Source organism: Micromonospora sp. CA-263727, from assembly GCF_050942455.1.
In the GTDB taxonomy this organism is placed as follows: Bacteria; Actinomycetota; Actinomycetes; order Mycobacteriales; family Micromonosporaceae; genus Micromonospora.
Genome location: NZ_CP192031.1, coordinates 6,325,026 through 6,348,445, shown reverse-complemented (window position 1 = coordinate 6,348,445; position 23,420 = coordinate 6,325,026). Strand labels below are relative to the sequence as shown.

The 23,420-nt window shown below is 73.8% G+C and carries 18 protein-coding genes and 3 pseudogenes; 15 read left to right on the top strand and 6 right to left on the bottom strand.

Translation table 11 applies throughout. The features are described 5' to 3' along the window. Positions 1 to 95 precede the first annotated feature (95 nt). The 7 genes and pseudogenes from ACQPYA_RS27855 to ACQPYA_RS27825 all read left to right on the top strand — a co-directional run bounded on the left by ACQPYA_RS27855 (position 96) and on the right by ACQPYA_RS27825 (position 8,460). Positions 96 to 869: a hypothetical protein gene (locus ACQPYA_RS27855; protein ID WP_433529984.1), complete on the top strand. Its 774-nt coding sequence runs from the start codon at positions 96 to 98 to the stop codon at positions 867 to 869. A 190-nt stretch (positions 870 to 1,059) separates the two neighbouring features. Beyond that, positions 1,060 to 3,018 (top strand): hypothetical protein, encoded by a 1,959-nt coding sequence (locus tag ACQPYA_RS27850; protein WP_433529983.1) that lies wholly within the window; start codon positions 1,060 to 1,062, stop codon positions 3,016 to 3,018. 22 nt (positions 3,019 to 3,040) lie between these two features. Beyond that, the gene (locus tag ACQPYA_RS27845) at positions 3,041 to 4,015 is read left to right on the top strand and encodes an alpha/beta fold hydrolase (protein WP_433529982.1); all 975 of its coding nucleotides are present in this window, start codon (positions 3,041 to 3,043) and stop codon (positions 4,013 to 4,015) included. A gap of 5 nt (positions 4,016 to 4,020) precedes the next feature. Further along, positions 4,021 to 4,965 (top strand): DUF3152 domain-containing protein, encoded by a 945-nt coding sequence (locus ACQPYA_RS27840; RefSeq protein ID WP_433529981.1) that lies wholly within the window; start codon positions 4,021 to 4,023, stop codon positions 4,963 to 4,965. A gap of 381 nt (positions 4,966 to 5,346) precedes the next feature. Then, positions 5,347 to 6,045, top strand: coding sequence for a DUF3152 domain-containing protein (locus ACQPYA_RS27835; protein WP_433529980.1), 699 nt, complete (start codon positions 5,347 to 5,349; stop codon positions 6,043 to 6,045). A 188-nt stretch (positions 6,046 to 6,233) separates the two neighbouring features. Continuing rightward, positions 6,234 to 7,486, top strand: a pseudogene (gene moeZ / locus ACQPYA_RS27830) (adenylyltransferase/sulfurtransferase MoeZ). Positions 7,487 to 7,566: 80 nt separating this feature from the next. Next, a complete protein-coding gene (locus ACQPYA_RS27825) occupies positions 7,567 to 8,460 on the top strand; it encodes a prenyltransferase/squalene oxidase repeat-containing protein (RefSeq protein WP_433533653.1) in 894 nt (297 codons plus the stop codon). A gap of 104 nt (positions 8,461 to 8,564) precedes the next feature. On the opposite strand, the gene ACQPYA_RS27820 is transcribed toward ACQPYA_RS27825, so the two are convergent. The 3 genes from ACQPYA_RS27820 to proB all read right to left on the bottom strand — a co-directional run bounded on the left by ACQPYA_RS27820 (position 8,565) and on the right by proB (position 12,098). Next, positions 8,565 to 9,581 (bottom strand): methyltransferase, encoded by a 1,017-nt coding sequence (locus ACQPYA_RS27820; protein WP_433529979.1) that lies wholly within the window; start codon positions 9,579 to 9,581, stop codon positions 8,565 to 8,567. Between the two features lie 73 nt (positions 9,582 to 9,654). Continuing rightward, positions 9,655 to 10,896, bottom strand: coding sequence for a glutamate-5-semialdehyde dehydrogenase (locus ACQPYA_RS27815; RefSeq protein ID WP_433529978.1), 1,242 nt, complete (start codon positions 10,894 to 10,896; stop codon positions 9,655 to 9,657). Between the two features lie 92 nt (positions 10,897 to 10,988). Then, the gene (proB, locus tag ACQPYA_RS27810) at positions 10,989 to 12,098 is read right to left on the bottom strand and encodes a glutamate 5-kinase (RefSeq protein WP_433529977.1); all 1,110 of its coding nucleotides are present in this window, start codon (positions 12,096 to 12,098) and stop codon (positions 10,989 to 10,991) included. 61 nt (positions 12,099 to 12,159) lie between these two features. Between proB and ACQPYA_RS27805 the strand changes: the two genes are divergently transcribed. The 5 genes from ACQPYA_RS27805 to ACQPYA_RS27785 all read left to right on the top strand — a co-directional run bounded on the left by ACQPYA_RS27805 (position 12,160) and on the right by ACQPYA_RS27785 (position 17,790). After that, entirely contained in the window at positions 12,160 to 12,474 is a 315-nt protein-coding gene (locus tag ACQPYA_RS27805) for an MGMT family protein (RefSeq protein WP_433529976.1), read from the top strand. Between the two features lie 278 nt (positions 12,475 to 12,752). Continuing rightward, positions 12,753 to 14,165, top strand: a complete 1,413-nt coding sequence (locus ACQPYA_RS27800; protein WP_433529975.1) for an MFS transporter — start codon at positions 12,753 to 12,755, stop codon at positions 14,163 to 14,165. Next, positions 14,162 to 15,664, top strand: coding sequence for a pyridoxal phosphate-dependent decarboxylase family protein (locus ACQPYA_RS27795; protein WP_433529974.1), 1,503 nt, complete (start codon positions 14,162 to 14,164; stop codon positions 15,662 to 15,664). Before ACQPYA_RS27800 ends, ACQPYA_RS27795 begins: the two co-directional genes overlap by 4 nt. Positions 15,665 to 15,827: 163 nt before the next feature. Beyond that, positions 15,828 to 16,406, top strand: a complete 579-nt coding sequence (locus ACQPYA_RS27790) for an NADH-quinone oxidoreductase subunit B (protein ID WP_433529973.1) — start codon at positions 15,828 to 15,830, stop codon at positions 16,404 to 16,406. Positions 16,407 to 16,473: 67 nt separating this feature from the next. Continuing rightward, a complete protein-coding gene (locus tag ACQPYA_RS27785; protein WP_433529972.1) occupies positions 16,474 to 17,790 on the top strand; it encodes a DUF2252 domain-containing protein in 1,317 nt (438 codons plus the stop codon). A gap of 46 nt (positions 17,791 to 17,836) precedes the next feature. Here ACQPYA_RS27785 and ACQPYA_RS27780 read toward each other — a convergent pair whose 3' ends face one another. Then, entirely contained in the window at positions 17,837 to 18,883 is a 1,047-nt protein-coding gene (locus ACQPYA_RS27780; RefSeq protein WP_433529971.1) for a glucose 1-dehydrogenase, read from the bottom strand. 270 nt (positions 18,884 to 19,153) lie between these two features. Between ACQPYA_RS27780 and ACQPYA_RS27775 the strand changes: the two are divergent. Continuing rightward, positions 19,154 to 19,750, top strand: a pseudogene (locus ACQPYA_RS27775) (NADH-quinone oxidoreductase subunit C); the annotation flags it as partial. A gap of 326 nt (positions 19,751 to 20,076) precedes the next feature. Then, a complete protein-coding gene (locus ACQPYA_RS27770; RefSeq protein ID WP_433529970.1) occupies positions 20,077 to 21,039 on the top strand; it encodes a complex I subunit 1/NuoH family protein in 963 nt (320 codons plus the stop codon). A 144-nt stretch (positions 21,040 to 21,183) separates the two neighbouring features. On the opposite strand, the gene ACQPYA_RS27765 is transcribed toward ACQPYA_RS27770, so the two are convergent. Both ACQPYA_RS27765 and ACQPYA_RS27760 read right to left on the bottom strand, forming a co-directional pair. Next, positions 21,184 to 22,218: a glutathione S-transferase family protein gene (locus ACQPYA_RS27765; RefSeq protein ID WP_433529969.1), complete on the bottom strand. Its 1,035-nt coding sequence runs from the start codon at positions 22,216 to 22,218 to the stop codon at positions 21,184 to 21,186. Between the two features lie 38 nt (positions 22,219 to 22,256). Then, a complete protein-coding gene (locus tag ACQPYA_RS27760; protein ID WP_433529968.1) occupies positions 22,257 to 22,583 on the bottom strand; it encodes a hypothetical protein in 327 nt (108 codons plus the stop codon). Positions 22,584 to 22,678: 95 nt separating this feature from the next. Between ACQPYA_RS27760 and ACQPYA_RS27755 the strand changes: the two are divergent. Next, positions 22,679 to 23,299: pseudogene (locus tag ACQPYA_RS27755) on the top strand (NuoI/complex I 23 kDa subunit family protein); the annotation flags it as partial. Positions 23,300 to 23,420 lie beyond the last annotated feature (121 nt).

Sequence of the window (23,420 nt, the reverse complement as noted above, 5' to 3'; positions counted from 1 at the left end):
GACCCCTCGGCCCCTCGCGGAATTGGCCCGCCGCTGTAACTTATCGCCACTGTCGCCACACGGTAGCCTCAGCGGGGGCGACCAAGGAGCGCGCGGTGAGTGAAACAGGACAACCCGGTGCCGCCACCCCGGGAGAGCACGGCGACGGTACGGGTCAATGGGATGACCTGGCCCGTTCCGGCAACGGGTGGGCCCCGTCGGCGGCCGACTGGTCCTGGGGTGCGGAGGACTCCCGCGACGCCGTGCCGGCCTGGCGTCGGCCCGAGCCGCCCTCCGGCTGGGCCACCGCTTCCCCACGCTACGCCGACCTGCCCGCGCCGGCCGGTGTGCCGGCGGAGCCCGAGCAACCAGCACGCGCCAACGGCCACCACGTCAACGGTGTGCACCACGCCAACGGCGTTCAACATGCCAACGGCGTTCAACATGCCAACGGCGTTCAGCCCGCGGACGACCCGGCGGCCGGCCGACACGCCCCGGTGAGTGCCCCACCCGGGCTGCGCGAGCCGGGCCACCACGACACCGGCAACGAACGGCTCGTTGTGCCGGCGCCCCGCCCCGCCCCGGCCGGTGAACAGCCTGTGACGCCGGTCACCGGCCTGCCGGCCTCCGCGCCGCCGGCGATGCAGGTGCCGCCGGTCGGCACCGCCGCCTCCGGCTTCGAGATGCCGCCCGGCCTGCACGCGCCCGGTGCGGAGCGGCCCGGGGAGGAGCCGGTGAACGGCCAGCCGTACGGGTGGGACGAAGGGTTCCCGCCGGAACCGACACCCGAGCCTCGGCCCGCGCCGCCCGCCAGCGACCGCAGCGCGGCTCCGGCGGCCACCGACCGTCCGTCGGCCCCCGTCCGCCGGCGTCCGGCCCCGACCCGATGACGGGTCAGCCGCGGGCCGAGCCACCACCGACCGAGGCCGACCGGCCAAACTGGGCCCGCTCCGGCCCGGCCAGCGACTGGGCCCCGTCCTGGGCCCGGGGCGAGGGCGAGCCGGCCGGCCGTCGGTCGCGCGAGGCGCGCGAGATACCGCCCCCGGCTGGGCCAGCGAGCCCAACCGGCCGTACGAGCCGGTGCGCGCCGAGCCGACCCGCCCCTACGAGCCGGTGCGCGCCGAGCGCCCCCGTCCGTACGATGCGACGCCGCCGGAGAACCGCCCCGGTCCGGCGTACGATCCGCCGGTCGAACCCGGTCCGGTCGACCACCCGTCGTGGGCGGCCGGGCCGACCAGCGCGCCGTCGGGTGAGGAGCGCCCATCCTGGGCCGCCCGGTCGGCCAGCGGGCCGCCGGCCGACGAGCGCCCGGCCTGGGCATCGCGCCCGGTGAGCGGGGCTCCGGGCGACGAGGGTCTGCCGTGGGGCGCGCGGACCGAGGAGGGGGTGCCCTGGGGCTCCCGGGCCGCCAGCCAGCCGCCAGCCGACGAGCGCCTGCCCTGGGCGCTCCGCCCGGCCAGCGCACCCCCGGCCAGCGCGCCGCCCTTCACTCCGCCCCCGGCCAGCGGCCCGCCCTACCCGCCGCCGTCCCCGGCCAGCGCGCCGCCCGTTGTCCCGCCACCGGCCGCTGCCCCGCCCCCTGCCACGTCGCCGGCCGCTGCCCCGCCCGCCGGTGGCTCGGTGGCCGGGCGGGAGGCGTTGCCCGAATCCGGTCCGGCGTCGCCGGTCGCCCAGGCCGGGGCGTCCGACGTGCCGGCCCATCGACCGTTCCGGCTCCGGCCGGTCCCCAGCGAGCCGACGCCCGGCCCGCCCGCGCCGGCTCCGGCCCCGCCCGGCCCGAGCACGGCGCCGGCCGCGAGCGATCCGCTGACCGGGCCGGCCGGCGCTGTGCCCGGCTACCGTGAGCGCATCCCCACCGCGCCCGCCCCGACGAGCGCAGCCCCCTACGCGGCACGCCGATCCGCGCCCGAACCGGCGGAGCCGGCCGGCGACCGGTCGCCGGACAGCACGTCGGCGGTGTTGCCGCAGCGCGTCCCCGCCGAGCCGGACGTGCCCGTCGTGCCGGAGCCGCCAGCCGTGGAGCCACCCGCCGAAACTCCGGAACTCGCCCGGATCGCCACCCATCTCCGTCGCGACGACGAGCCGGCGCCATTGCGCGAACGGCCGGAGGGCTTCGACGTCAACGCGATCCTCGACGCCGTCCGAGGGGTCGACGGCGTACGCGACGCGGCCCTGCGCCGTACCCCGGCCGGCGCCCACAGCCTGCGGCTCGATCTTGCCGACGGCGCCGACCCGGCCGAGGTGAGCCGGCAGGTCGCCCGCCTGCTCCAGGAGCGGATGGGGCTGGCCGCCGCGCCGCACGGTGTGCCGGCGCTGCCCGCCGCACTGGTGCGTCGCCGGCTCGCCGAGGCCCGGGGCGGCGACGCCGACGAGTCCCGCCCGTCCGCCGAGCCCCGCCGTCCCGGCACCCGCCCCGCGGGGGCCAGGGCGGAGGCCGGCACGGCACGGGCCGAACCGGCGCCGGACACCTTACGGCGGCGCCGCCCGGCACCCGTACCGCATCGCGGCCGGGCCACCGTGGAGGAAACCGGGCCGCCGGGCAGCCCGGCGACGCTCGGCGCCTCCTACTCCGGTGGCCAGCTGACCACCACGGAGTCCGCTCCGTCCCGGCCGATCAACACCGACGGTGCGCCCGGTCCCCGCGTCGTGCTCGACCACGTCCAGGTGAGCACCTTCGGGCTCGACGCCACCGTCGAGGTCCGGCTGATCGCCGGCGAGCAGAGCGCGGCCGGCTACGCCACCGGTCCCGCCGTGGACGGGTACGTGCTGCGGCTCTGCGCGGTCGCCGCCGCGGCGGCGGTCGACGAGTTGCTGGCCGGCGCCAGCACCACCGCCGACCGGGGCCGCTGCTTCGTGGAGCACGCCGCCGTGGTGCCGTTCGGCAACTGCGAGGTGGCCACCGTCGTGGTGTTGCTGGTCTGCGACGGGTGGGTCGAGCAACTCGCCGGTTCGGCGTTGGTGGCCGGCGACCCCCGGCAGGCGGTGGTGCGGGCCTCGCTGGCCGCGGTGAACCGGCGGCTGGAGGCACTGCTCGCCTGAGCCGGCCGGGCAGACTGGAACGGTGAAGCCTGCCACCCTCTGGCCTGACCGGCTGCTGCCCGCCCACTCGGTCCCGCCGCCCTGGCCGGGCCACGAGGTACGCCTCGACGGGACGGTCACCTACGTTCGGGAGACGCCGGCCACCGGACCGGACGCGGAACCGGCCCTGTACGTGCACGGGCTGGGCGGCTCGTCGCAGAACTGGACCGACCTGGCCGGGCTGCTCGCCGACCGGCTCGACGGCCAGGCGATCGACCTGCCGGGCTTTGGACGCAGCGAGCCGGGTCAGCGCTACACCGTGCCGGCCTTCGCGCAGCGGGTGGTCCGCTGGATCGAGTACTCCGGTCGGGGCCCGGTGCACCTCTTCGGCAACTCGCTCGGTGGGGCGATCTCGGTGCGGGTGGCCGCCCTCCGGCCGGACCTGGTCCGTACGCTGACCCTGGTCTCGCCGGCCCTGCCGTTCCTCGACTTCCGCCGGTCGTTGCAGGGTCGGATGCTGCCGCTGCTGGCGATCCCCCGCGGCGAACGCCTGGCCGCCTGGCGGCTGGCCCAGACGTCGCCGGAGGTGATGGCCCAGGAGGTGATGGAGGCGTGTGTGGCCGACCTCAGCCGGATCTGCGACCAGCGCCGGCAGGAGGCGCTGGAGGAGATCCGGGTGCGCTACGAGGCGGCGCACTACGCATCGGCCTACGTTCGGACGTTCCGCGGGCTGGTCTCCAGCTTCGTACGGGCGTACCTGCCGGGGTCCGGCTCGCTGTGGCGGATGGCCCGCTCGGTACGGGCACCCGCGCTGGTCGTCGGCGGCCGGCAGGACCGGATGGTCGACGTACGCGTGGCGCCGCAGACCGCCCGGGTGATCCCGGACAGCCGGCTGCTGATGCTCGACGGGGTCGGTCACGTGGCGCAACTGGAGGTGCCACGCCTGGTGGCCCGCGCCGTGGTCGGCCTGCTCACCGAGACGGGGGACTCCGTTCGCCGCGCTGACCTGGCAGGATAAGCCGAATGCGCAGTCCCCGTAGCCAGCGCCGCGGCGGCCGGCACGTCCGCTCGGCTGTTCCGGCACCGGCCACCGAGGGCCATACCGGCGGGCACCGCCGACCGCGCCGCTCGGGGGCTGTCGTCAAGGCGGTCGTGCTGGTGGCCGCGGTGGGCGCTGCGGTGGCGCTGGTCGCCGGCGGCGCCGGTGGACTCAGGGGTTCGGCCGGCGCCGAGGTGGCCCCGGCGCCCTCCCCGACGCTGGTGGGTCCGCCGCCCGCGGCGACCCCGTTCTCCGCGCCGACCACGGTGACCCCGTCGCCCGAGGCCCCGTCGCCCGAGGCCCTGCCGCCCGAGGCCCCGGTGCTACAGGAGCCGGGGCCGGTTCCGGCGACCGGAAAGGGCCGTTACGGCTACGACGACCGGGCGGGCCCGGTGCTCGGCACGGCCGGTGAGGTGCGGCGTTACCGGGTGGCGGTGGAGTCCGGCTCCGGTGTGGACGCGGGCGATTTCGGGCTGGCCGTGCGGACCGCGTTGGCCGGCCCGGGAAGTTGGGTGGACAGCGGGCGGCTGCGACTGCGGCAGGTGGCCTCCACCTCCCGGTACGACTTCACCGTCTACCTGGTCACCGCCGGGACGGCGCGCCAACTCTGTGCCGCCGGTGGTGTCGACATCCGGGTCGGCGGGCGGCCCTACACCTCCTGCCGGACTCCGGGAAAGGTGATCATCAATCTGGACCGGTGGCGGCTGTCGGTGCCGCACTTCGTCGAGGCCGGCGTGCCGCTGTCGGTCTACCGCACATACGTGATCAACCACGAGGTCGGGCACCAGTTGGGCCATCGGCACGAGCGCTGCCCGGGGCCGGGTGAGCCGGCCCCGGTGATGATGCAGCAGACGCTGTTCCTGAAGGGGTGCGTGGCGAATCCCTGGCCGTACCTCGACGGCCGGCGCTATGCCGGTCCGCCACTCTGACTGTCAGCCCGGCCCGGCCCGGCAGGGCTCGGCGCGGCTCGGCTCGGCAGGGTGCTGCTCGGCCTGACCTGACCTGACCTGGCAGGGCGCGGCCTGGCTCGGCGCGGCCGTAGCCGTAATGCGGGTATATGACCGATTGGCTGCGACGATGGTTCCATGTCACGTTCACCCCGCTATCGCCCCTCTGAAGGGCCGGATCGTCCGGTAGGGCCGGATCGGCGGGCGAGGCCGGCCGTGCCAGAGCGCCCGCCGGGGCCGATCGGGTCGGATCGCCCGGCGGGGCCGGATCGGCCGCCGAGGCTGGCGGGGCGGGATCGGTCGACTGGGCTTCGGCCGGCGGCGCGGCGACGGCGACGGCGGCTCGCCGTGACCCTCGGGCTGGTGCTGGCACTCTCGGCCACCGCCACCGTGTCGCTGGCCCGACCCGGCGACCGGGCCAACCCGGAGCCGGCGGGCCGCAACCGCATCGCGTACGGGGCGGGGGCGGACGAGCAGGCCCGGCCCAGCGCGTACCCGAGGGTCGGCGCCGGCAGCTTCGCGCTGGCCGGTGAGGAATCCCCGGTGCGCGGCCTGGACGGGCCGATCGCCCGTTACCGGGTGGCCGTCGAGCAGGGCACCGGCCAGGATCCGGACGGCTTCGCGGCCGACGTCGACGCGGTGCTCGCCGATCCGCGCAGTTGGATCGGTTCCGGTGAGCTGCGGGTCCAACGGATCAACGAGGTGGCCGACGCGGACTTCACCGTCTATTTGGCCACCCCGGTCACCTCCGAGGCGATGTGCGCCGAGGGGGGCCTGAGCACGGAGGGCTACACCTCCTGCCGGCTGCCCGGAAAGGTGATCATCAACCTGGCGCGCTGGCTGGAGGCGGTGCCGGACTACGGGGCGCCGTTGGCGGTCTACCGGGCGTACGTGATCAACCACGAGGTCGGGCACGAGTTCGGCGCGGGGCACGAGGCGTGCCCCGCGCCGGGCCGGCCGGCGCCGGTCATGCAGCAGCAGACGTACGGCCTGGCCGGCTGCTTGCCGAACGCCTGGCCATTCCTCGACGGCCACCGGTACGCCGGCGACCTCATCCCCTGAGCCCGCCCGCCGCCCGCCGCCTGCCGTCCGTCCGCCGCCGGCCTACCCGCCCAGACCGCCGCACTGAACGGCGGTGAGCTTCACGGCACCCCAGGCCGCCGCCGCCCAGGCCGCCACCCGCCCTGACCGGCGCTCGGCGTGCGGCCGGCTATTCCCGCTCCCGCATGCCGGGCGACGTGTCGCTGCTCATGGTCGATGGGCGCGTTGGCGAGCGACAATGGCCCGGTTGTCCACCACATCGATCCCCGGGGAGTCCACCGTGTCGTTGCCCCCGCTCGTCGAACCCGCCGCCGAGCTGACCGTTGACGAGATCCGCCGCTACTCGCGCCACCTGATCATCCCGGACGTCGGGGTCACCGGGCAGAAGCGGCTGAAGAACGCCCGGGTGCTCTGTGTCGGTGCCGGTGGCCTCGGTTCTCCCGCCCTGATGTACCTGGCCGCCGCCGGGGTCGGCACCCTCGGCATCATCGACTTCGACACCGTCGACGAGTCCAACCTCCAGCGCCAGATCATCCATGGCGTCTCCGACGTCGGCCGCTCCAAGGCCGAGTCGGCCGCGGCGAGCATCCGCGAGATCAACCCGCTGGTCAACGTCGAGATCCACAACACCGCGCTGGACCGGGAGAACGTCCGCGAGATCTTCGCCCAGTACGACCTGATCGTCGACGGTACGGACAACTTCGCCACCCGTTACATGGTCAACGACGCGGCGGTGCTGCTCGGCAAGCCGTACGTCTGGGGGTCGATCTACCGCTTCGACGGCCAGGCGTCGGTCTTCTGGGCCGAGCACGGCCCCTGCTACCGCTGCCTCTACCCGGAGCCGCCGCCGCCCGGCATGGTCCCGTCCTGCGCCGAGGGTGGCGTGCTCGGCGTGCTCTGCGCGTCGATCGGTTCGATCCAGGTCAACGAGGCGATCAAGCTGCTCGCCGGCATCGGTGAGCCGCTGGTCGGCCGGCTGATGGTCTACGACGCCCTGGAGATGAGCTACCGCAAGATCAAGGTCCGTAAGGACCCGGATTGCGTGCTCTGCGGGGAGAACCCGACCCTCACCGACCTGCTGGAGGACTACGAGGACTTCTGCGGCGCGGTCTCGGTCGAGGCCCAGGAGGCGGTCGTCGACGCGACCATCACCGCGGCCGAGCTGAAGGAGTGGCAGGACGCCGGCAAGGACATCTTCCTGGTCGACGTGCGGGAGCCGGCCGAGTACGAGATCGTCCGCATCCCCGGCGCGACCCTGATCCCCAAGGGCGAGATCCTCTCCGGCGAGGCGCTGTCCAAGCTGCCGCAGGACCGGCAGATCGTGCTGCACTGCAAGTCCGGGGTCCGCTCCGCCGAGGCGCTCGCCGCGTTGAAGGCGGCCGGCTTCCGCGACGCCGTCCACGTCCAGGGCGGCGTGCTCTCCTGGATCAAGCAGATCGACCCCTCCCTCCCCGCATACTGACGTAAGGAAGGGCCCCTTCTTAACGCCTCCGGTAGAGGAGGGGTCCCCTATTAACACCTGCCCCAACGCCTTGCTCGGCCCTGCCGTCGGGACGGTTTCGGCTGCCCGATTCTCCGAGGCGGGATCACGTTCGCGCCGGTAGCGTGTCCGCCGTGGTCGACATCGACGCCGCGATCGGGTTCGTGGTGGCTCACGGGGACGCGGTGGAGCGTGCCCGTCTGTCGTGGTTGCGTACCGGCACGCCACCGCCCGAGGAGGCGCTCGACATCGCCGAGGTCGGCCAGACCCTCGGCGGCGGCTGGCCGGCGACCTGGGGTGCGGAGGTCGCCTCGGTCGACGCGACCTGCTTCCGCCTCGGCGAGCTGGACGATCTCGGCGCGCTGGGCCGGCCGGCCGCCCGCCGGGCGCTGGACTGGCTCGCCGCCGCGCAACAGCGCGACGGCTGCTGGGAGGAGGATGCGGCGCTCGCCGACACCGCGCCCGAGTGGGCCCGGCCGGGCGATCCGGAGGCACGCCTCTTCCTGACCGCCAACGCCGCCTTCTGGCTCACCGTGGCCGGCCTGGACGCCCGGGCCGCCGGGCCGCTCGACCACCGGGTCGGCGGGGCGTACGCGGGCGTGGTGCACTCGGCCGGCCAGGCGCTCGCCGCCCAGCTGCGCCCGGACGGCAGCTGGCCGTCCTTCCTGGCCACCGGCTGGCTGAGCGCGGCGGTCCTGCACCGCCAGCAAATGTTCTACGAGTCGGCGCAGATCAAGGCGGTGCTCGCCGAACGGCTTCCGCAGGCGTCACCGACCGACGCCGCCTGGCTGGCCGCGACGCTGCGCCGGGTCGGCGTGGACGAGCAGGAGTGGACGATGGTTGCCGCCCGCCGCCGGCTGACCGAAACCCAGCGCAGCGACGGCGGCTGGAGCAGCGACGACGGCCACCAGTTCGACGTGCATGCCACCCTCGCGGTGATCCGCGCCTTCCGCTGAACCCGTCCCGGCCTGCCGCCGCCCTGCTGATCAAGAGGTTTCGGTTCTGGAAATCGTCTGCCGGCGACCCAAACTTCTTGATCAACAAGGGTGTGGGCCGGGGGTCAGGGACGGCGGGCCAGGACGGCGCCGTTGGCACCGGGAGCGTCGAAGGTGATGGCTCGGACGTCGGTGAAGCCGGTGTCGGCGAGCCAGGTGGCGTACTCGGCGGCCGAGTAGTTCTTCCCGCCCTCCGTTTCGAGCAGCATGTTCATCCCCATCAGGGCGGCGGCCGGTGGGCCGGTCCGCTCGTCGTTGAGCAGCAGTTCGGAGATCACGATCGCCCCGCCGGAGGGGAGCGCGGCGTGGCAGCGGGCCAGGATCGCGCGGTTCTGCGTCTCGTCCCAGTCGTGCAGGATCATGCTGAGCAGGATGACGTCGTGTCCGGCCGGCAGTGCCGGGTCGGTGAGGAAGTTCCCACTGGCCGTGGCGATCCGGTCGGTGAGCCCGACGGCGGCGATCTTCTCCTCCGCCTTGGTCGCGACGTGCGGCAGGTCGAAGACGGTCGCCCGCAGTTCGGGGTAGAGCCGGCACAGCTCGATCGGGAAGGCCCCCGCCCCGCCGCCGACGTCCAGCAGCCGGCGGTGCGCGCCGAAGTCGTACGCCTCGCCGAGGGCGCGGGCGGTGAAGCTGGAGGTCGAGTACATCGCCTCCCAGAACAACGCGAGCATGACCGGGTCGGCGGTGGTGAACATCGACTCCTGGGTGTCCGGGTCCCAGGTCAGCGGCCGGTCGGTACGCAGCGCCTCACCGATCCGGTGCCAGGGCAGGTAGGTGCGCTCGTCGCAGTAACGCACCTGGCCGCCGAAGTAGTGCGGACGGCCCGGCACGAGGAACTCCTCGGCCAGGGCGGTGTTGCGGTAGCCCTCGCCGGCCCGCTCCAGCAGGCCGAGTGAGGCACAGGCGGCGAGCAGCAGATCCGCCGGCCGCTCGGGGAGACCGAACTCCTTCTCGGCCTCCGGCCGGGTCACCACCCGCCCGCCGGCGAGCCGACCGAACAGATCGAGGTCGACCGCGGCGGCGAGAGTCTTGAACGCCCAGTAGCCGGTCACCAACTGCATGAGGGGAGTGGGGGTGATCATAGATATATTTGATCATTTTTCGGTGTCGAACCGGTAGCCCGAACCGGCGTGGCGGGCCGGCCGAGGCGGCCCGCTAACGGAGGTGACCGTTGCCGGTCACCACGTACTTCGTGCTGGTCAACTCGGGCAGGCCCATCGGGCCGCGCGCGTGCAGCTTCTGGGTGGAGATGCCGATCTCGGCGCCGAAGCCGAACTCGCCGCCGTCGGTGAACCGGGTCGAGGCGTTGACCATCACCGCGGCCGAGTCCACCCGGGCCACGAACTCCCGAGCGGCGGACTGCGAGTCGGTGACGATCGCCTCGGTGTGGCCGCTGCCGTACCGCCGGATGTGCGCCACCGCCGCGTCGAGCGAGTCGACGACGGCGACCGAGATGTCTGCGGAGAGGTATTCGGTAGCGAAGTCCTCGTCGGTGGCGACGGCCACCGCGTCGGAATACGCGGCCGTGCGGGCGTCGCCGTGCACGGTGACCCCGGCCTCGGCGAAGGCGGCCAGCATCGGCGGCAGGAAAGCGTCGGCCACCGAGGCGTGCACCAGCAGCGACTCGGCGGTGTTGCAGGTGGAGAGGCGCTGCGTCTTGGCGTTCAGCGCGATCGAGACGGCCATCGCCAGGTCGGCGCCGGCGTCCACGTACACGTGGCAGTTGCCCACCCCGGTCTCGATCACCGGCACCGTCGACTCCTCGACCACCGTCCGGATCAGCGATGCGCCGCCGCGCGGAATCAGCACGTCGACCAGGCCGCGGGCGCGCATCAGCTCCTTGACCGAGTCGCGGGAGGCGGCGTCGAGCAGCTGGACCGCGTCCGCCGGCAGGCCGGCGCCGGCGATCGCGTCGCGCAGCACCGCCACCAGCGCCGCGTTGGAGTGCGCGGCCGAGGAGGAACCGCGCAGCAGCGCCGCGTTGCCGGACTTCAGGCAGATGCCGGCGGCGTCCACGGTGACGTTGGGCCGGGCCTCGTAGATGATGCCGACCACGCCGAACGGCACCCGGATCTGCCGCAACTCCAGCCCGTTGGGCAGGGTCGAGCCCCGGACCACCTCGCCCACCGGGTCGGGCAGCGAGGCCATCTGGCGCAGCGCGTCGGCGATGCCGGCCACCCGGGCATCGTCGAGGGCGAGCCGGTCCAGCACGGCCGCGCTCAGCCCGGCCTCGCGCCCGGCCGCCAGGTCCGCGCCGTTCGCGGCCAGGATCTCCGGGGTACGCGCCACCAGCGCGTCGGCCATCGCGTGCAACGCGGCATCCTTCGCGGTACGCGTCGTCACGGCCAGCGCCTCCGCCGCCGTACGCGCCCGACGGGCCTGCTCGCTCACGCTCATCCCAAGCTCCTTCGTGTAAGGAAGGGCCCCCTCTTAACGCCTCGTGTATAGGAAGGGCCCCCTGCAATCACTTCACCCGGCGGATCGCCCGCTCAGAGCAGCACCAGGTCGTCGCGGTGGACGACCTCCCTTTCGTACGCCGGACCGAGCGCCGCGGCAAGGTCGGCGGTGGAGCGCCCGAGCAGGCCGGGCAGCTCGACCGCGTCGTAGTTGACCAACCCCCGGGCGACCGGCGCGCCGGAGGTGTCGACCAGGTCGACCGGGTCGCCGGCGGTGAACGCTCCGTCCACCGCGGTGATCCCGGCCGGCAGCAGCGACTTGCGCCGGCCCACCACCGCGGCGACCGCACCCGGGTCGAGGTGCAGCCGACCCCGGGGCGCGGTGGCGTGGGCGAGCCAGAACAGCCGGGCGGCCGGGCGGCGGAGGCTGGGGTGGAAGTACGTGCCGACCGGCTCACCGGCCAGCGCCGCGTCGCCCTGCGGCGCGGAGGTGAGGACCACCGGGATGCCGAACCCGGTGGCGATCCGCGCCGCCTCGACCTTGGTCACCATGCCGCCGGTGCCGACCCCCGACCGGCCGGTGCCGCCGATGTCGATGCCGGCGAGGTCCGCCTCGTCGCGCACCTCGGGGATTCGGCGGGAGCCGGGACGCGACGGGTCGCCCGTCCAGAGCGCGTCCACGTCGGAGAGGAGCACCAGCAGGTCGGCGTCGACCAGCGCGGCGACCAGCGCGGCCAGCCGGTCGTTGTCGCCGAACCGGATCTCTTCGGTGGCGACCGTGTCGTTCTCGTTGACGATCGGCACCGCCCGCAGGTCGAGCAGCTTGCGCAGGGTGCGGTACGCGTTGCGGTAGTGCGCCCGGCGGGTCACGTCGTCGACGGTGAGCAGCACCTGCCCGACGGTACGACCGTGCCGGGCGAAGGCGGCAGCGTACCGCCCGATCAGCAGGCCCTGGCCGACGCTGGCGGCGGCCTGCTGGGTGGCCAGGTCGCGCGGTCGCCGGGTCAACCCGAGCGGTGCCAACCCCGCCGCGATCGCGCCGGAGGAGACGAGCACCACCTCGCGGCCGTCGACCGTGCGGGCGCCGAGGGCGTCGACGAGCGCGTCGAGCCGCCCGTCGTCCAGCCCACCGGTAGCGGTGGTCAACGAGGATGATCCGATCTTGACGACGACCCGCCGGGCCGCCGTGACTGCGTCGCGCACCCGCCTATTCTGCGTGGTCGCCCGCGCGCCGCCTGCGGGCGTTCCCATAGTCTGGCCGCTTGTGACACCTGACGAGTACGTCGAGGCAGTGCTGGGGCTTGTCGACCGGATCCCATCCGGCCGGGTGATGTCGTACGGGGCGGTCGCCGACGCGCTGGCCGAGCGCTCCGGCCGAGCGTCGGCCCGACTGGTCGGCTCGATCATGGCCCGGCACGGTGCTGGCGCTCCCTGGCACCGGGTGGTCAACGCGTCCGGCGGCATGCCGCCCCGACTCGCGGCCGAGGCGCGGGCGCGCTGGCTGGCCGAGGGCACACCGCTGCGCCAGGACCGGGTGGACATGCGGGCGGCCACCTGGTGGCCCGGTGAGGGGATGTGACCGACGCCATAACGTGAGTAACATTCGGCGTCATGAGCGCGCCGCCGGGCGGATCCGGCCCACCACCACCCGCCGGCTCCCCTCCGCTTCCCGCAGCACCGCTCCCCGTCGTTGGCGCGCCGCCGCCTGCCGCTACACCGCCGCCTGCCGCTGGACCGCCGCTCCCCGTCGTTGGCTCGCCGCCGGCTGCCGCTGCACCGCCGCAGCCCGCTGCCGGCTCCCCGCAGCTTCCCATCGCGCCGCCGCCTGCCGCTGCATCGCCGCTTTCCGCCGCATCGGTGGGTTCGGCCGCGTCGGCCGGGCTGCCGCGCCGGGTGCACGCCGGATACTCGCTCGGCTCGCTCGCCACCGGGGCGTTCGGCACCGTGCCGGGCCTGTTGCTGCTGCCGTACCTCACCGACACGCTGGGCGTGGCCGCCGGGGCGGCAGCCCTGCTGGTGCTCCTGCCGAAGGCGTGGGACGTGCTGGTCAACCCGGTGGTCGGGCGGATCTCCGACCGCACCCGGTCGCGCTGGGGCGCCCGCCGCCCGTACCTGCTGGTCGGTGGGCTGGCGCTGGCCGTGCTCTTCGGGGCCATCTTCGCCGCGCCGTTCGGCGCCGGTCCCGCCGCCGGGGCGTACGTCGCGATCGCCTTCCTGGCCACCGCGACCGCGTTCGCCTTCTTCCAGGTGCCGTACGTGGCCATGCCGGCCGAGTTGACCAGCGACTACGCCGAACGTACCCGGATGATGACCTGGCGGATCGCGGTGCTGGCGCTGGCCATCCTGGTCTCCGGGGCGGTGGCCCCGCTGGTCCGCGACGCGGCCGGCGGGGGCGTGCCGGGACACCGATGGATGGGCGTGTTCGTGGCCGCGCTGATCGCGTTGGGCGCGGTCGGCGCCTTCCTCGGCACCCGGTCCGCACCGCAGGGCACGGTCGGGGAGAGCGAGCCCAGCCTGCGCGCCCAACTCGCCGTCGCCGGACGCAACCGGCCGTTCCGCGCGCTGCTGCTCTGCTTCGTGGTGCAGTCCGCCGGGGTGGCGACGATCCTCGCCGGGGTCCAGTACTTCGCGGGCCAGATCCTGCGCGACCCGGCGACCGGGCCGACCGTGCTGTTCGTCTGCTTCGTCGGGCCGGCGCTGGTGGTGATGCCGCTCTGGTCCCGGGTGGGCGCCCGGCTGGGCAAGCTCGCCGGCCTGGTCGTCGCCTCGCTGATCCTGGCCGCCGGCGGGCTGTCCCTGGTCGCCGCGCCGGCCCTGCCCGCCGTCGTGATCTACCTGCTGGTCGCGCTGCTCGGCGTCGGGTACGCCGGTCAGCAGGTGTTCGCCCTGGCCATGCTCCCGGACTGCATCGAGTACGACACGGTCCGCACCGGGCGTCGGCAGGCCGGCGTCTTCACCGGTCTCTGGACGGCCGGCGAGACCTTCGGTCTTGCCCTCGGCCCCGGCATCTACGGCCTGGTGCTCGCCCTCACCGGCTACGTCTCCTCCAGCACCGGCACCGCCGCCACCCAGTCCGACACCGCCCGCCTCGGCGTCCTACTCGGCTTCACCCTCCTCCCCGCCCTCCTCATCGCCCTCCCCACCCTCCTCCTCCGCATCCCCACCAACCCCCGCCTCGCCGCCCCCACCCCCGCCTCCGCCGTCGATCATGCAGTTGTGGTGGGGACGAAAGCCGCCGAGCCGCACGGAAAGGGCACCACAATTCCATGATCGACGAGAACGGGTCGGCGCTGCCGGCGCACGGGGTGCCCGCGGAGCGGGTGTTGGGGGAGATCCGGGAGCTGCGGGGGAGGGACCGGCCTACGCACGGGGGGCGGTTGTTCGCCTACGTGTACGACCCGGGGGTGGCGGGGTTGGACGAGCTGGCCGCTGCGGCGTACGCGGAGTGCGCGCATGTCAACGGGCTTGACCCGACCGCCTTCCCGTCGTTGTTGACGATGGAGAACGCGCTGGTCGGCGCGGCGGCGCGACTGCTCGGCGGCGGTCCCGGCACGAGCGCGCCGGAGGCGGTCGGCAGCGTCACCAGCGGCGGCACCGAGTCGCTCATCCTGGCCGTGAAGGCGGCCCGGGACGCCCGAACGGGCGTCGCCGCGCCCCGGATCGTGGTACCCGCCAGCGCCCACGCCGCGTTCGCCAAGGCAGCCCACTACCTGCGGGTGGAGCTCGACACGGTGCCGCTCGACCCGGCGACCCTACGGCCGGCAGTCGCCGACGTGGCCGCCGCGATCCGGCCGGAGACCGTGCTGGTGGCGTGCTCCGCCCCGTCGTACGCGCACGGCGTCGTCGACCCGGTCGAGCGGATCGCCGAGGTGGCCGCCGCGGCCGGGGTGCGCTGCCACGTGGACGCCTGCTTCGGCGGCTGGACCCTGCCGTACCTGCGCCGCCTCGGCGCGCCGGTGCCCGCGTTCGACTTCGCCGTGCCCGGGGTCACCTCGATCTCGGTGGACCTGCACAAGTACGCGTACGCCCCGAAGGGCGTCTCGGTGCTGCTGCACCGCGACCCGGCGCTGCGTGCCCCGCAGTACTTCGCGTACGCCGACTGGCCCGGGTACACGATGATCAACCCGGTGATCTCCTCCACCCGCTCCGGTGGTCCGATCGCCGCCGCGTACGCCACCCTGCGGCACCTCGGCGACGACGGCTACCTGGAGCTGACCCGCCGGACCCGGGAGGCGGTACGGGTGCTGGCCGATGCGGTGCGCGGCGTGGACGGGTTGCGGTTGGTCGCCGAGCCGGAGTCGACCGTGGTCTGCTTCACCGCCACCGCCACCGCCACCGCCACCGCCACCACCGATTCCGGGCCGGACCTGTTCGTGCTGGTCGACGAGTTGGCCGCGCGCGGCTGGCACACCCAGCCGCAGCTGACGTACGCCGGTCTGCCGCGCAGCGTGCACCTCACGGTGACCGCGGCGGTGGCGCCCCGGGCCGCCGAGTTCGCCCCCGACCTGGCCGAGGCGGTCGCCGCGGCCCGCGCGGCGGGGCCGATCGCGCTGCCGGCGGAACTGCTCGCCCTGGCCGGCTCGCTCTCCCCGCAGGCTCTCACCGCCGACCTGGTCGCCGGTCTGGCCGCCGGTCTGGGGCTCGGTGGCGGCGGTGGGCTGCCGGAGCGGATGGCACCGGTCAACACGCTGCTCGACGCCGCGCCACCGGCGCTGCGGGAACGACTGCTGGTCGAGTTCGTCAGCCTGCTGCAACGCCCGACCCACTAAACCACCCACCCACCAGCCGGTCGCTGCACCCACCGAAGCGCTCCAGAACGTTAGGAGGGGGCCCCTGTACAACGCCAGGCGTTAATAGGGGGCCCCTCCTTTCACCCGGGCTGGGGGTGGGTGGGGGTTGTGGTTGACTGTGGGGGAGGGGAAGGGGGCGGTCGTGCAGCTGCCGGCGGTGCTCGGCGAGCCGATCCGGTTCGTGCTCAACTGGGGCCGGCGGTACTCACTCTGGGTCTTCAACTTCGGGCTGGCCTGCTGCGCCATCGAGTTCATCGCGACCAGCATGTCCCGGCACGACTTCATGCGGCTCGGCGTGATCCCGTTCGCGCACGGCCCCCGGCAGGCCGATCTGATGGTGGTCTCCGGCACGGTCACCGACAAGATGGCTCCGGCCATCAAGCGGCTCTACGACCAGATGCCCGAGCCCAAGTACGTCATCTCGTTCGGCGCCTGCTCCAACTGCGGCGGCCCGTACTGGGACTCCTACTCGGTGACCAAGGGCGTCGACCAGCTCATCCCGGTCGACGTCTACGTGCCCGGCTGCCCGCCCCGTCCGGAGGCCCTGCTGCACGGCATCCTCCGGCTCCAGGAGAAGATCGCCGCCGAGCAGTCCGGCATCGGCGGCGTACCCCGCCCCGACCTGCTCGCCCCGCCGGTCGACGCCGCGCCGAGTGACGGCGCAGCACCCCGTCCCGTCGCCTCCCTCACCGCCCCGCCGGTACGCCCGCCGACGTCCTGACGGTTCGCGGCGCGGCCGGTCGTGCGGCTGGTCGTCGCGGTCGTGGAGCTTCGCTAGCGTACGGGCCATGACCGATGCCGCGGAGCAGCGTTCCGCCTTCATCGTCAGGGTGCTGACCGAGGAGTTCGGCAGCCTGATGGCGCTCGACCCAGCCGCCTTCCGGCGCAAGTTCCGCAAGATGGCCGCCTCCCCGTTCGCCTTTTACCGTGGCAGTGCCAGCCTCTTCTACGCCGACCAGCGGGGCGACTTCGCCGACGACCGTTTCCTGGACGCCCGGACCAGTCGGGTGTGGATCCACGGCGATCTGCACGCGGAGAACTTCGGCACCTACATGAACGGCTCCGGTCAGCTGGTCTTCAACGTCAACGACTTCGACGAGGCGTACGTCGGGCCGTTCACCTGGGACCTGCGGCGGTTCGTGGCCAGCGTGGCGCTGATCGGCTACGGCAAGGCGCTCTCCGACCGGGTGATCGGCGACCTGGTCGCCGGATTCGCCCACTCGTACCTGACCGAGCTGCGGGCCATCGCCGCGGGCGGCGACGATGCGATCGGTTCGATCACCCTGGAGAACGCCGACGGGGTGCTGCGCCGGGTGCTCCAGCAGGCGCGGCTCAACACCCGGGTCAGCCTGCTCTCCGCGCAGACCACCATCGACAGCTACGAGCGGCGGTTCTCCCTCGGCGACGGGGTGTACGAGGTCGACGGCGACACCCGGGACCGGGTCTGCGCGGCCTTCGAGGCGTATCTCGGCACCCTGCCGGCCTCGACCACCCGGGGACGGCCGATCGCGGCCCAGATCAAGGACGTGGTGCTGCGCAAGGGCGTGGGCATCGGCTCGGCCGGCCTGCCGTCGTACACCCTCCTGTTGGAGGGGCACACCCAGGCGCTGGAGAACGACGTCGTCATCTACATGAAGCAGGCGCAGGTGCCGGCCGTCGCCCGGCACGTCGACGACGAGCGCGTCCGCGGCTACTTCCGGCACCAGGGCCACCGCACCGCCGAGTCGCAGCGCGCGTTGCAGGCGCACGCCGATCCCTGGGTGGGCTTCACCGAACTGGACGGCGTCGGCCAACTCGTCGCCGAGGTCTCCCCGTACGCGGCCGACCTCGACTGGGCGGACGTGAACGAGCCGGAGGAGTTGGCCGGGGTGCTGGCCGACCTGGGCCGCTCGGTGGCCCGGATGCACTCCGTGGCCGACGACGAGTCCAGCCACGACCTGGTCGACTACTCCACCGAGGAGGCGATCGTCGCGGCGGTGCAGGCCGAGGCGGAGGGCTTCGTCACCCATCTGGTGGAATTCGCCCACGCCTACGGGTTGCGGGCGCGCGAGGACCACCAGCTCTTCGTCGACCTGTTCCGCAACGGCCGGCTTCCCGGCGTCTGACCAGCGGCCCCACCCGGCCGGCCAGGTTCTGGCCCGGCTGGCCGGGTCAGGCCGTGAAGTCGATGATCACTTTGATGTCCTCCGCGCCGGGGGTGTAGGCGGCGGCGTACCCGGAGAGCGGCACCCGGCGGGTGATCAGCGAGCCGAGCCAGTCGCGGTCGGCCCGGGCCAACGCCTCGGCGGCGGTGTTCCAGTGCCGGCGGTTGGCGTTGACCGAGCCGAAGACGACGTTGTTCTCCAGAACCAGGGTGCGGTTGAGTTCACCCGCGTCGAAGTCGATCGTCCGGCCTCCGGTGGAGACGCCGGCCAGGCAGACGATCCCGGTGGGGGCCACCTTGAACATCGCTTCGAGGACGACCACCGGCGCCCCGGTGCACTCGACGATCACGTCCGGCTCGAAGTCGAGCTGGTCGAGCGGGCCGCTGTGGTACGTCGCGCCGAGCGCGCCGGCCAGCGCCGGCTTCGGCCCCTCGGTGGCCAGGTCGAGCACGTGTACGGAAAGGCCCCGCTGGCTGGCCAGCAGCGCGGCCAGCAGGCCGATCGGCCCGGCGCCGGTGATCAGTGCGGTACGTGGTTGCCACTCCGCCCGCCGGCCGATCCGGTCTATGTGGTCCCACGCCTTGACCACCACGCTGGTCGGTTCGAGCAGGACGCCCACCTCGCCCAGTTCCGGGTCGAGCCCGACGGCGAAGCGGGGCTGGAGCCGCCACCGTTGGCGGGCGAAGCCCGGCAGGGCCTTGATGCCGTGCTCGGTGAACATGCCGTTGCGGCACATGTCCCACTCGTCGACTGCGCAGTTCGGGCAGGGCAGCGGGTCGGGGTGCCGGACGATCCCGGCCACCAGGTCACCGGGTTGCAGGGTGCCGGTCGGGTCCTCCAGCACCCGGCCCAGCGACTCGTGCCCGAGCACCAGGTGGTCGGTGCCGGGCGGCGCCTCGCCGTACTGCCCCTCGATGATCTCGATGTCGGTCCCGCAGATGCCCACCGCGAGGGCCTCCACCAGGATCGACCCCTCCTCGGTGGCCGGCTCCGGATAGTCGTCGAGCAGCCGCAGCGAGCCGGGCACTCCGGGTATGACAGTCACAGCACGCACGGATCCATGGTGGCGGCCACCGGCGGGCCGCCGCCGGCAAAGCCCGGATCGTCACCCCGCCGCGTGCACACCGGCGCGGCCCGGTGCCGGGCCCACGGCCTCCAGCTTGCCCGACCGCCGCCGGGACCTCCCGTCGTCCCGGGCCGGCGACCCCGCCCCGTCCCGGGCCGGCGACCCCGCCCCGTCCCGGGACGGCGACTCCCCTCGTCCCGGTCTGGGGCCTCGGCTCGGCTCGGCGAGATCGGCAGGGGACGCCCTAGGATCAGCGACATGACACCGGAAGAGGTCGGCCGGCGGCTCGTCGCGCTGCTCGCGCCCGTCGAGGCCACCGCGACGGTCTCCGGCGGTCAGGCCCACTCCCGCGCCACCGTCGACGTCCCCCCGGAGTCCTGGCGCGCGGCGCTGCTGGCCGCCCGGGACGACGCCGCGTTGGCCTGCGACTACTTCGACTGGCTCTCCGCGGTGGACGAGTTGGCCGACGGCTTCGACGTGGTGGCCCACCTCTGGTCCACCGTGCACCGGCACGGGGTGCTGCTGCGCGCCCGGGTACCGCGTGCGACGCCGACGGTCGACTCGGTGGTGGCGGTCTACCCGGGTGCAGCCTGGCATGAGCGGGAGACCCACGAGATGTTCGGCATCGACTTTGCCGGGCACGCCGACCTGCGGCCGTTGCTGCTGCCACCGGAGTTCGAGGGGCATCCACTGCGCAAGGAGTTCGTGCTCGCCTCGCGGGTGGCCAAGCCCTGGCCCGGGGCGAAGGAGCCGGGCGAGTCGGAGGCCGGCGGCGGACGACGGCCGATCCGGCCGCCGGGCGTACCCGCGTCGGGGGAGTGGGGAATCATCCCCACCCCGGCCGGTGCCGGTGGCGTCGGCGAGGGCCCGCGCGGCGGCACCCCGGCCCGGCCGGCCCGGGAGCGGCCCGCCCGGCCGGCCCCGGGCGCCCGCACACCCCGTACCCCCAGGGCTGCCGGCGCGTCCCCGGCGGCCCGCCCGCCCGCCGGCGCCGAGCCCGGCCCATCCGCTGGTCCGGAGGCTGGCCCGCCCGCCGGCCGCGAGCCCGGCCCGCCCGCCGGCCGCGAGCCCGGCCCGCCCGCCGGCTCGGAGGCTGGCCCGTCTGCCGGCTCGGAGGCTGGTCCGGCGTCGGCCGGTCCCGCTGGTGGGCGCGCGGAGTCCGACGAGGAGGGTACGGGCTGATGCCAGTGTGGCTGGAACTGCTGATCCGGGTCGGTGGAGTGCTGGTCGCCTTCCTCGTCCTGCCGCTGCTGGTGGGCCAGGCCGAGCACAAGGTGATGGCGCACATGCAGGGCCGGCTCGGGCCGATGTACGCGGGCGCGTTCCACGGCTGGGCGCAGCTCGTCGCCGACGGGGTGAAGTTCGTGCAGAAGGAGGACGTCACTCCCGGCGCGGCGGACCGGCCGGTGTTCCGGCTGGCTCCGGCGGTGGCCCTGGTGCCGTACCTGCTCGCCCTGCTGGTGATCCCGCTCGGCCCGAACGACCTGGTCGGCCAGCCGCTCGACGTCGGTCTGTTCTTCGTGCTGGCGGTGGTCGGCGTGGGGGTGCTGGCCGTGCTGATGTCGGCTTGGGCCTCGGCCAACAAGTACAGCCTGCTCGGCGGGCTGCGCGGCGCCGCCCAACTGCTCGGCTACGAGCTGCCGCTGGTGCTGGCCGCCGCGTCGGTGGCGATGGCCGCCGGCACCCTCAGCCTCTCCGGCATCGTCGAGGCGTGGCAGCCGTGGTGGCTGCTCTGGCAGGCCCCGGCGATGGTGGTCTTCTTCGTGGCCGGTCTCGCCGAGATCCGCCGGCCACCGTTCGACATGCCGGTGGCCGATTCGGAGCTGGTCTTCGGCTACCTGACCGAGTACACCGGCCTGCGCTTCGCGTTCCTGCTGCTGGCCGAGTACGTCGGCATCGTGGTGATCGCCGCGCTCACCACCGTGCTCTTCCTCGGCGGCTGGCAGGGCCCGTTCGCCGACGCGCAGCTCGGCTGGCTCTGGACCCTGCTCAAGGTCGCCGCCGTCAGCTTCGTGATCATCTGGTTCCGGGTCGCCTATCCCCGGCTTCGTGAAGACCAGCTCCAGCGCCTCTGCTGGCTCGTCCTCGTCCCCACCGCCCTCGCCCAACTGGTCCTAACCGCCGCCGTCCGCGTCGCGACATAGAGATGTAAGGAAGGGCCCCCTATTAACGCCTCGTGTATAGCAGGGGCCCCCTCTTAACAGCCGCACCAGCGGCGCACCGGCGCACCCGCGCACCGGCGCGTAGCGGCGCGCACCGGCGTAGTGGCGCGCACCGGGGGCGCGGCTTCAGCGCAGTGGGGTGTGGGCGGGATCCACGCGCTCGGTGGCGGATGGGGGTGATGGGGAAGTGCCCGCACCGAAGGGGCTACCGCCCAGGGCTTCGCGGTCGTGCGGGGTGAGCCAGTTCGACAGGTCGGGGCCGAGCGGCACCACGCCGGTGGGGTTGATGTCCCGGTGCACCTCGTAGTAGTGCCGCTTGATGTGGTCGAAGTCGATCGTGTCGCCGAAGCCGGGGGTCTGGAACAGATCCCGGGCGTACGCCCACAGCACCGGCAGTTCGGAGAGCTTCTGCCGGTTGCACTTGAAGTGGCCGTGGTAGACCGGATCGAAGCGGACCAGCGTGGTGAAGAGCCGTACGTCGGCCTCGGTGATGGCGTCGCCGACCAGGTAACGCTGCCCGGCGAGCCGCTCGCTCAGCCAGTCCAGCCGGTCGAACAGCCGCTGGTACGCCTTCTCGTACGCCGCCTGGCTGCCGGCGAACCCACACCGGTACACGCCGTTGTTGACATCCTTGAAGACCACCGCGTTGACCTCGTCGATCTCGGCACGCAGCCGCTCCGGGTACAGCTGCGGCGCGCCGGGACGGTGGTACGCGGTCCACTCGGTGGAGAGGTCCAGGCTCATCTGGGCGAAGTCGTTGGTCACCACCTGCCCGGTCGGCACGTCGACGATGGCCGGCACGGTGATCCCCCGCGGATAGTCGGGGTAGCGGGCGAAGTACGCCTCCTGGAGGCGCTCGATGCCGAGCACCGGGTCCCGCCCGCCCGGGTCGAGGTCGAAGGTCCAGCTCCGCGCATCGTGCGTCGGACCGGCGACGGCCATCGAGATCGCCTCCTCCAGCCCGAGCAGGCGGCGCACGATGATCAGCCGGTTCGCCCAGGGGCAGGCCCGGCTGACCGCCAGCCGGTACCGTCCCGGCTCGACCGGGTAGCCGTCCCGCCCGTCGGCGGTGATCCGGGTGGTGATGTAGCGCTGATCCCGGTTGAACTCGCTACCCGGCTCGACGTACTTGCCGCCGGTGCTCGTACCGCCCTCGCCCATGCCGCCCCCAATGGTGTGCCGAGTGGTCCTCGGTCCCATCATGGCGGATCTTCGGCCGGCCGGCCCGGCGACGTCGGACGCCCGCGCTCCGGCCGGGCGGTCAGCGGCTCCGTGGGCTGATCCGGCCCCGTTCGGCCGGTAGCGCGAGGGATTCGGGATGCGGCGTCGAGATCGGCGGGGCAGCTTTCTTGCAGGGCAGCACCGAGCATCAGTGCGATGGATTGGTGCAGTCGCGTGGGGGAGGGCGACACGATCAGGTTTCCGTCCAGGATCTCGCGGCGACGGCCGTCGTCGGGCAGGCGGTCGAGGCCGTCCGTCGTCCACTCGCCAGACGGCGGGTTGTCGTCGTGCAGCGCGGCGGTCATTGACGGGTCCTTTCGGGTGCGTCGTTCTCCCCGCGACCGGGGTACTACCGCCCAGCCCCGGGTGGTGGTCGCGCGCGCCGGGGACACAGGGCAGGATGGTCGGCATGAGCGAGCGAAGCGAGCCGGCCGGCCTGCCCGGCAGCGGTCTGGTCAAGGGGCTGGCCGTCACGCTCAGGACGATGACGAAGCGCTCGACCACCCAGCAGTACCCGGACGTCGCTCCCGACCTGCCGCCTCGCTCCCGCGGGGTGATCGCGTTGCTGGAGGAGAACTGCACGGTCTGCATGCTCTGCTCCCGCGAGTGTCCGGACTGGTGCATCTACATCGACTCGCACAAGGAGGAGGTGGCGGTGCCCGGCGCCGCCCGCCCCCGCCAGCGCAACGTGCTCGACCGCTTCGACATCGACTTCTCGCTCTGCATGTACTGCGGCATCTGCATCGAGGTCTGCCCCTTCGACGCGCTCTACTGGTCCCCCGAATTCGAGTACGCCGAGTACGACATCAAGGACCTGCTGCACGACAAGGAGCACCTGGGCGAGTGGATGGCCACGGTGCCGCCGCCGCCCGCGCACGACCCGAACGGCGAGCCGGCCAAGGAGGAGACCGCCGCCGCGCGCAAGGCCGCGCTTCCCGCCGCGCCCGCCGCCCGCCCGACCGCCCCGGCGGTACGCCCCGAGCCAGCCCCGGCGGTACGCCCCGAGCCCGGTCCCGCACCCGTCCCGCCTCAAGGCGGCGTCGGTACGCCCGCCGCCGGTGATGGCGGCTCCACAACCGGCGACGGTACGCCCGCCGAAGGCAGCGGCAAGCCTGCCGAAGGCAGCGGCAAGCCGTCGGACC

Bases quoted from the DNA above. Each gene is read 5' to 3' on its own strand.
- ACQPYA_RS27785 (WP_433529972.1), top strand. From the start codon at position 16,474: ATGACCGATGCCGCGGAGCAGCGTTCCGCCTTCATCGTCAGGGTGCTG.
- ACQPYA_RS27760 (WP_433529968.1), bottom strand. From the start codon at position 22,583: ATGACCGCCGCGCTGCACGACGACAACCCGCCGTCTGGCGAGTGGACG.
- ACQPYA_RS27765 (WP_433529969.1), bottom strand. From the start codon at position 22,218: ATGGGCGAGGGCGGTACGAGCACCGGCGGCAAGTACGTCGAGCCGGGT.
- ACQPYA_RS27770 (WP_433529970.1), top strand. From the start codon at position 20,077: ATGCCAGTGTGGCTGGAACTGCTGATCCGGGTCGGTGGAGTGCTGGTC.
- ACQPYA_RS27795 (WP_433529974.1), top strand. From the start codon at position 14,162: ATGATCGACGAGAACGGGTCGGCGCTGCCGGCGCACGGGGTGCCCGCG.
- ACQPYA_RS27820 (WP_433529979.1), bottom strand. From the start codon at position 9,581: ATGATCACCCCCACTCCCCTCATGCAGTTGGTGACCGGCTACTGGGCG.
- ACQPYA_RS27840 (WP_433529981.1), top strand. From the start codon at position 4,021: ATGCGCAGTCCCCGTAGCCAGCGCCGCGGCGGCCGGCACGTCCGCTCG.
- ACQPYA_RS27815 (WP_433529978.1), bottom strand. From the start codon at position 10,896: ATGAGCGTGAGCGAGCAGGCCCGTCGGGCGCGTACGGCGGCGGAGGCG.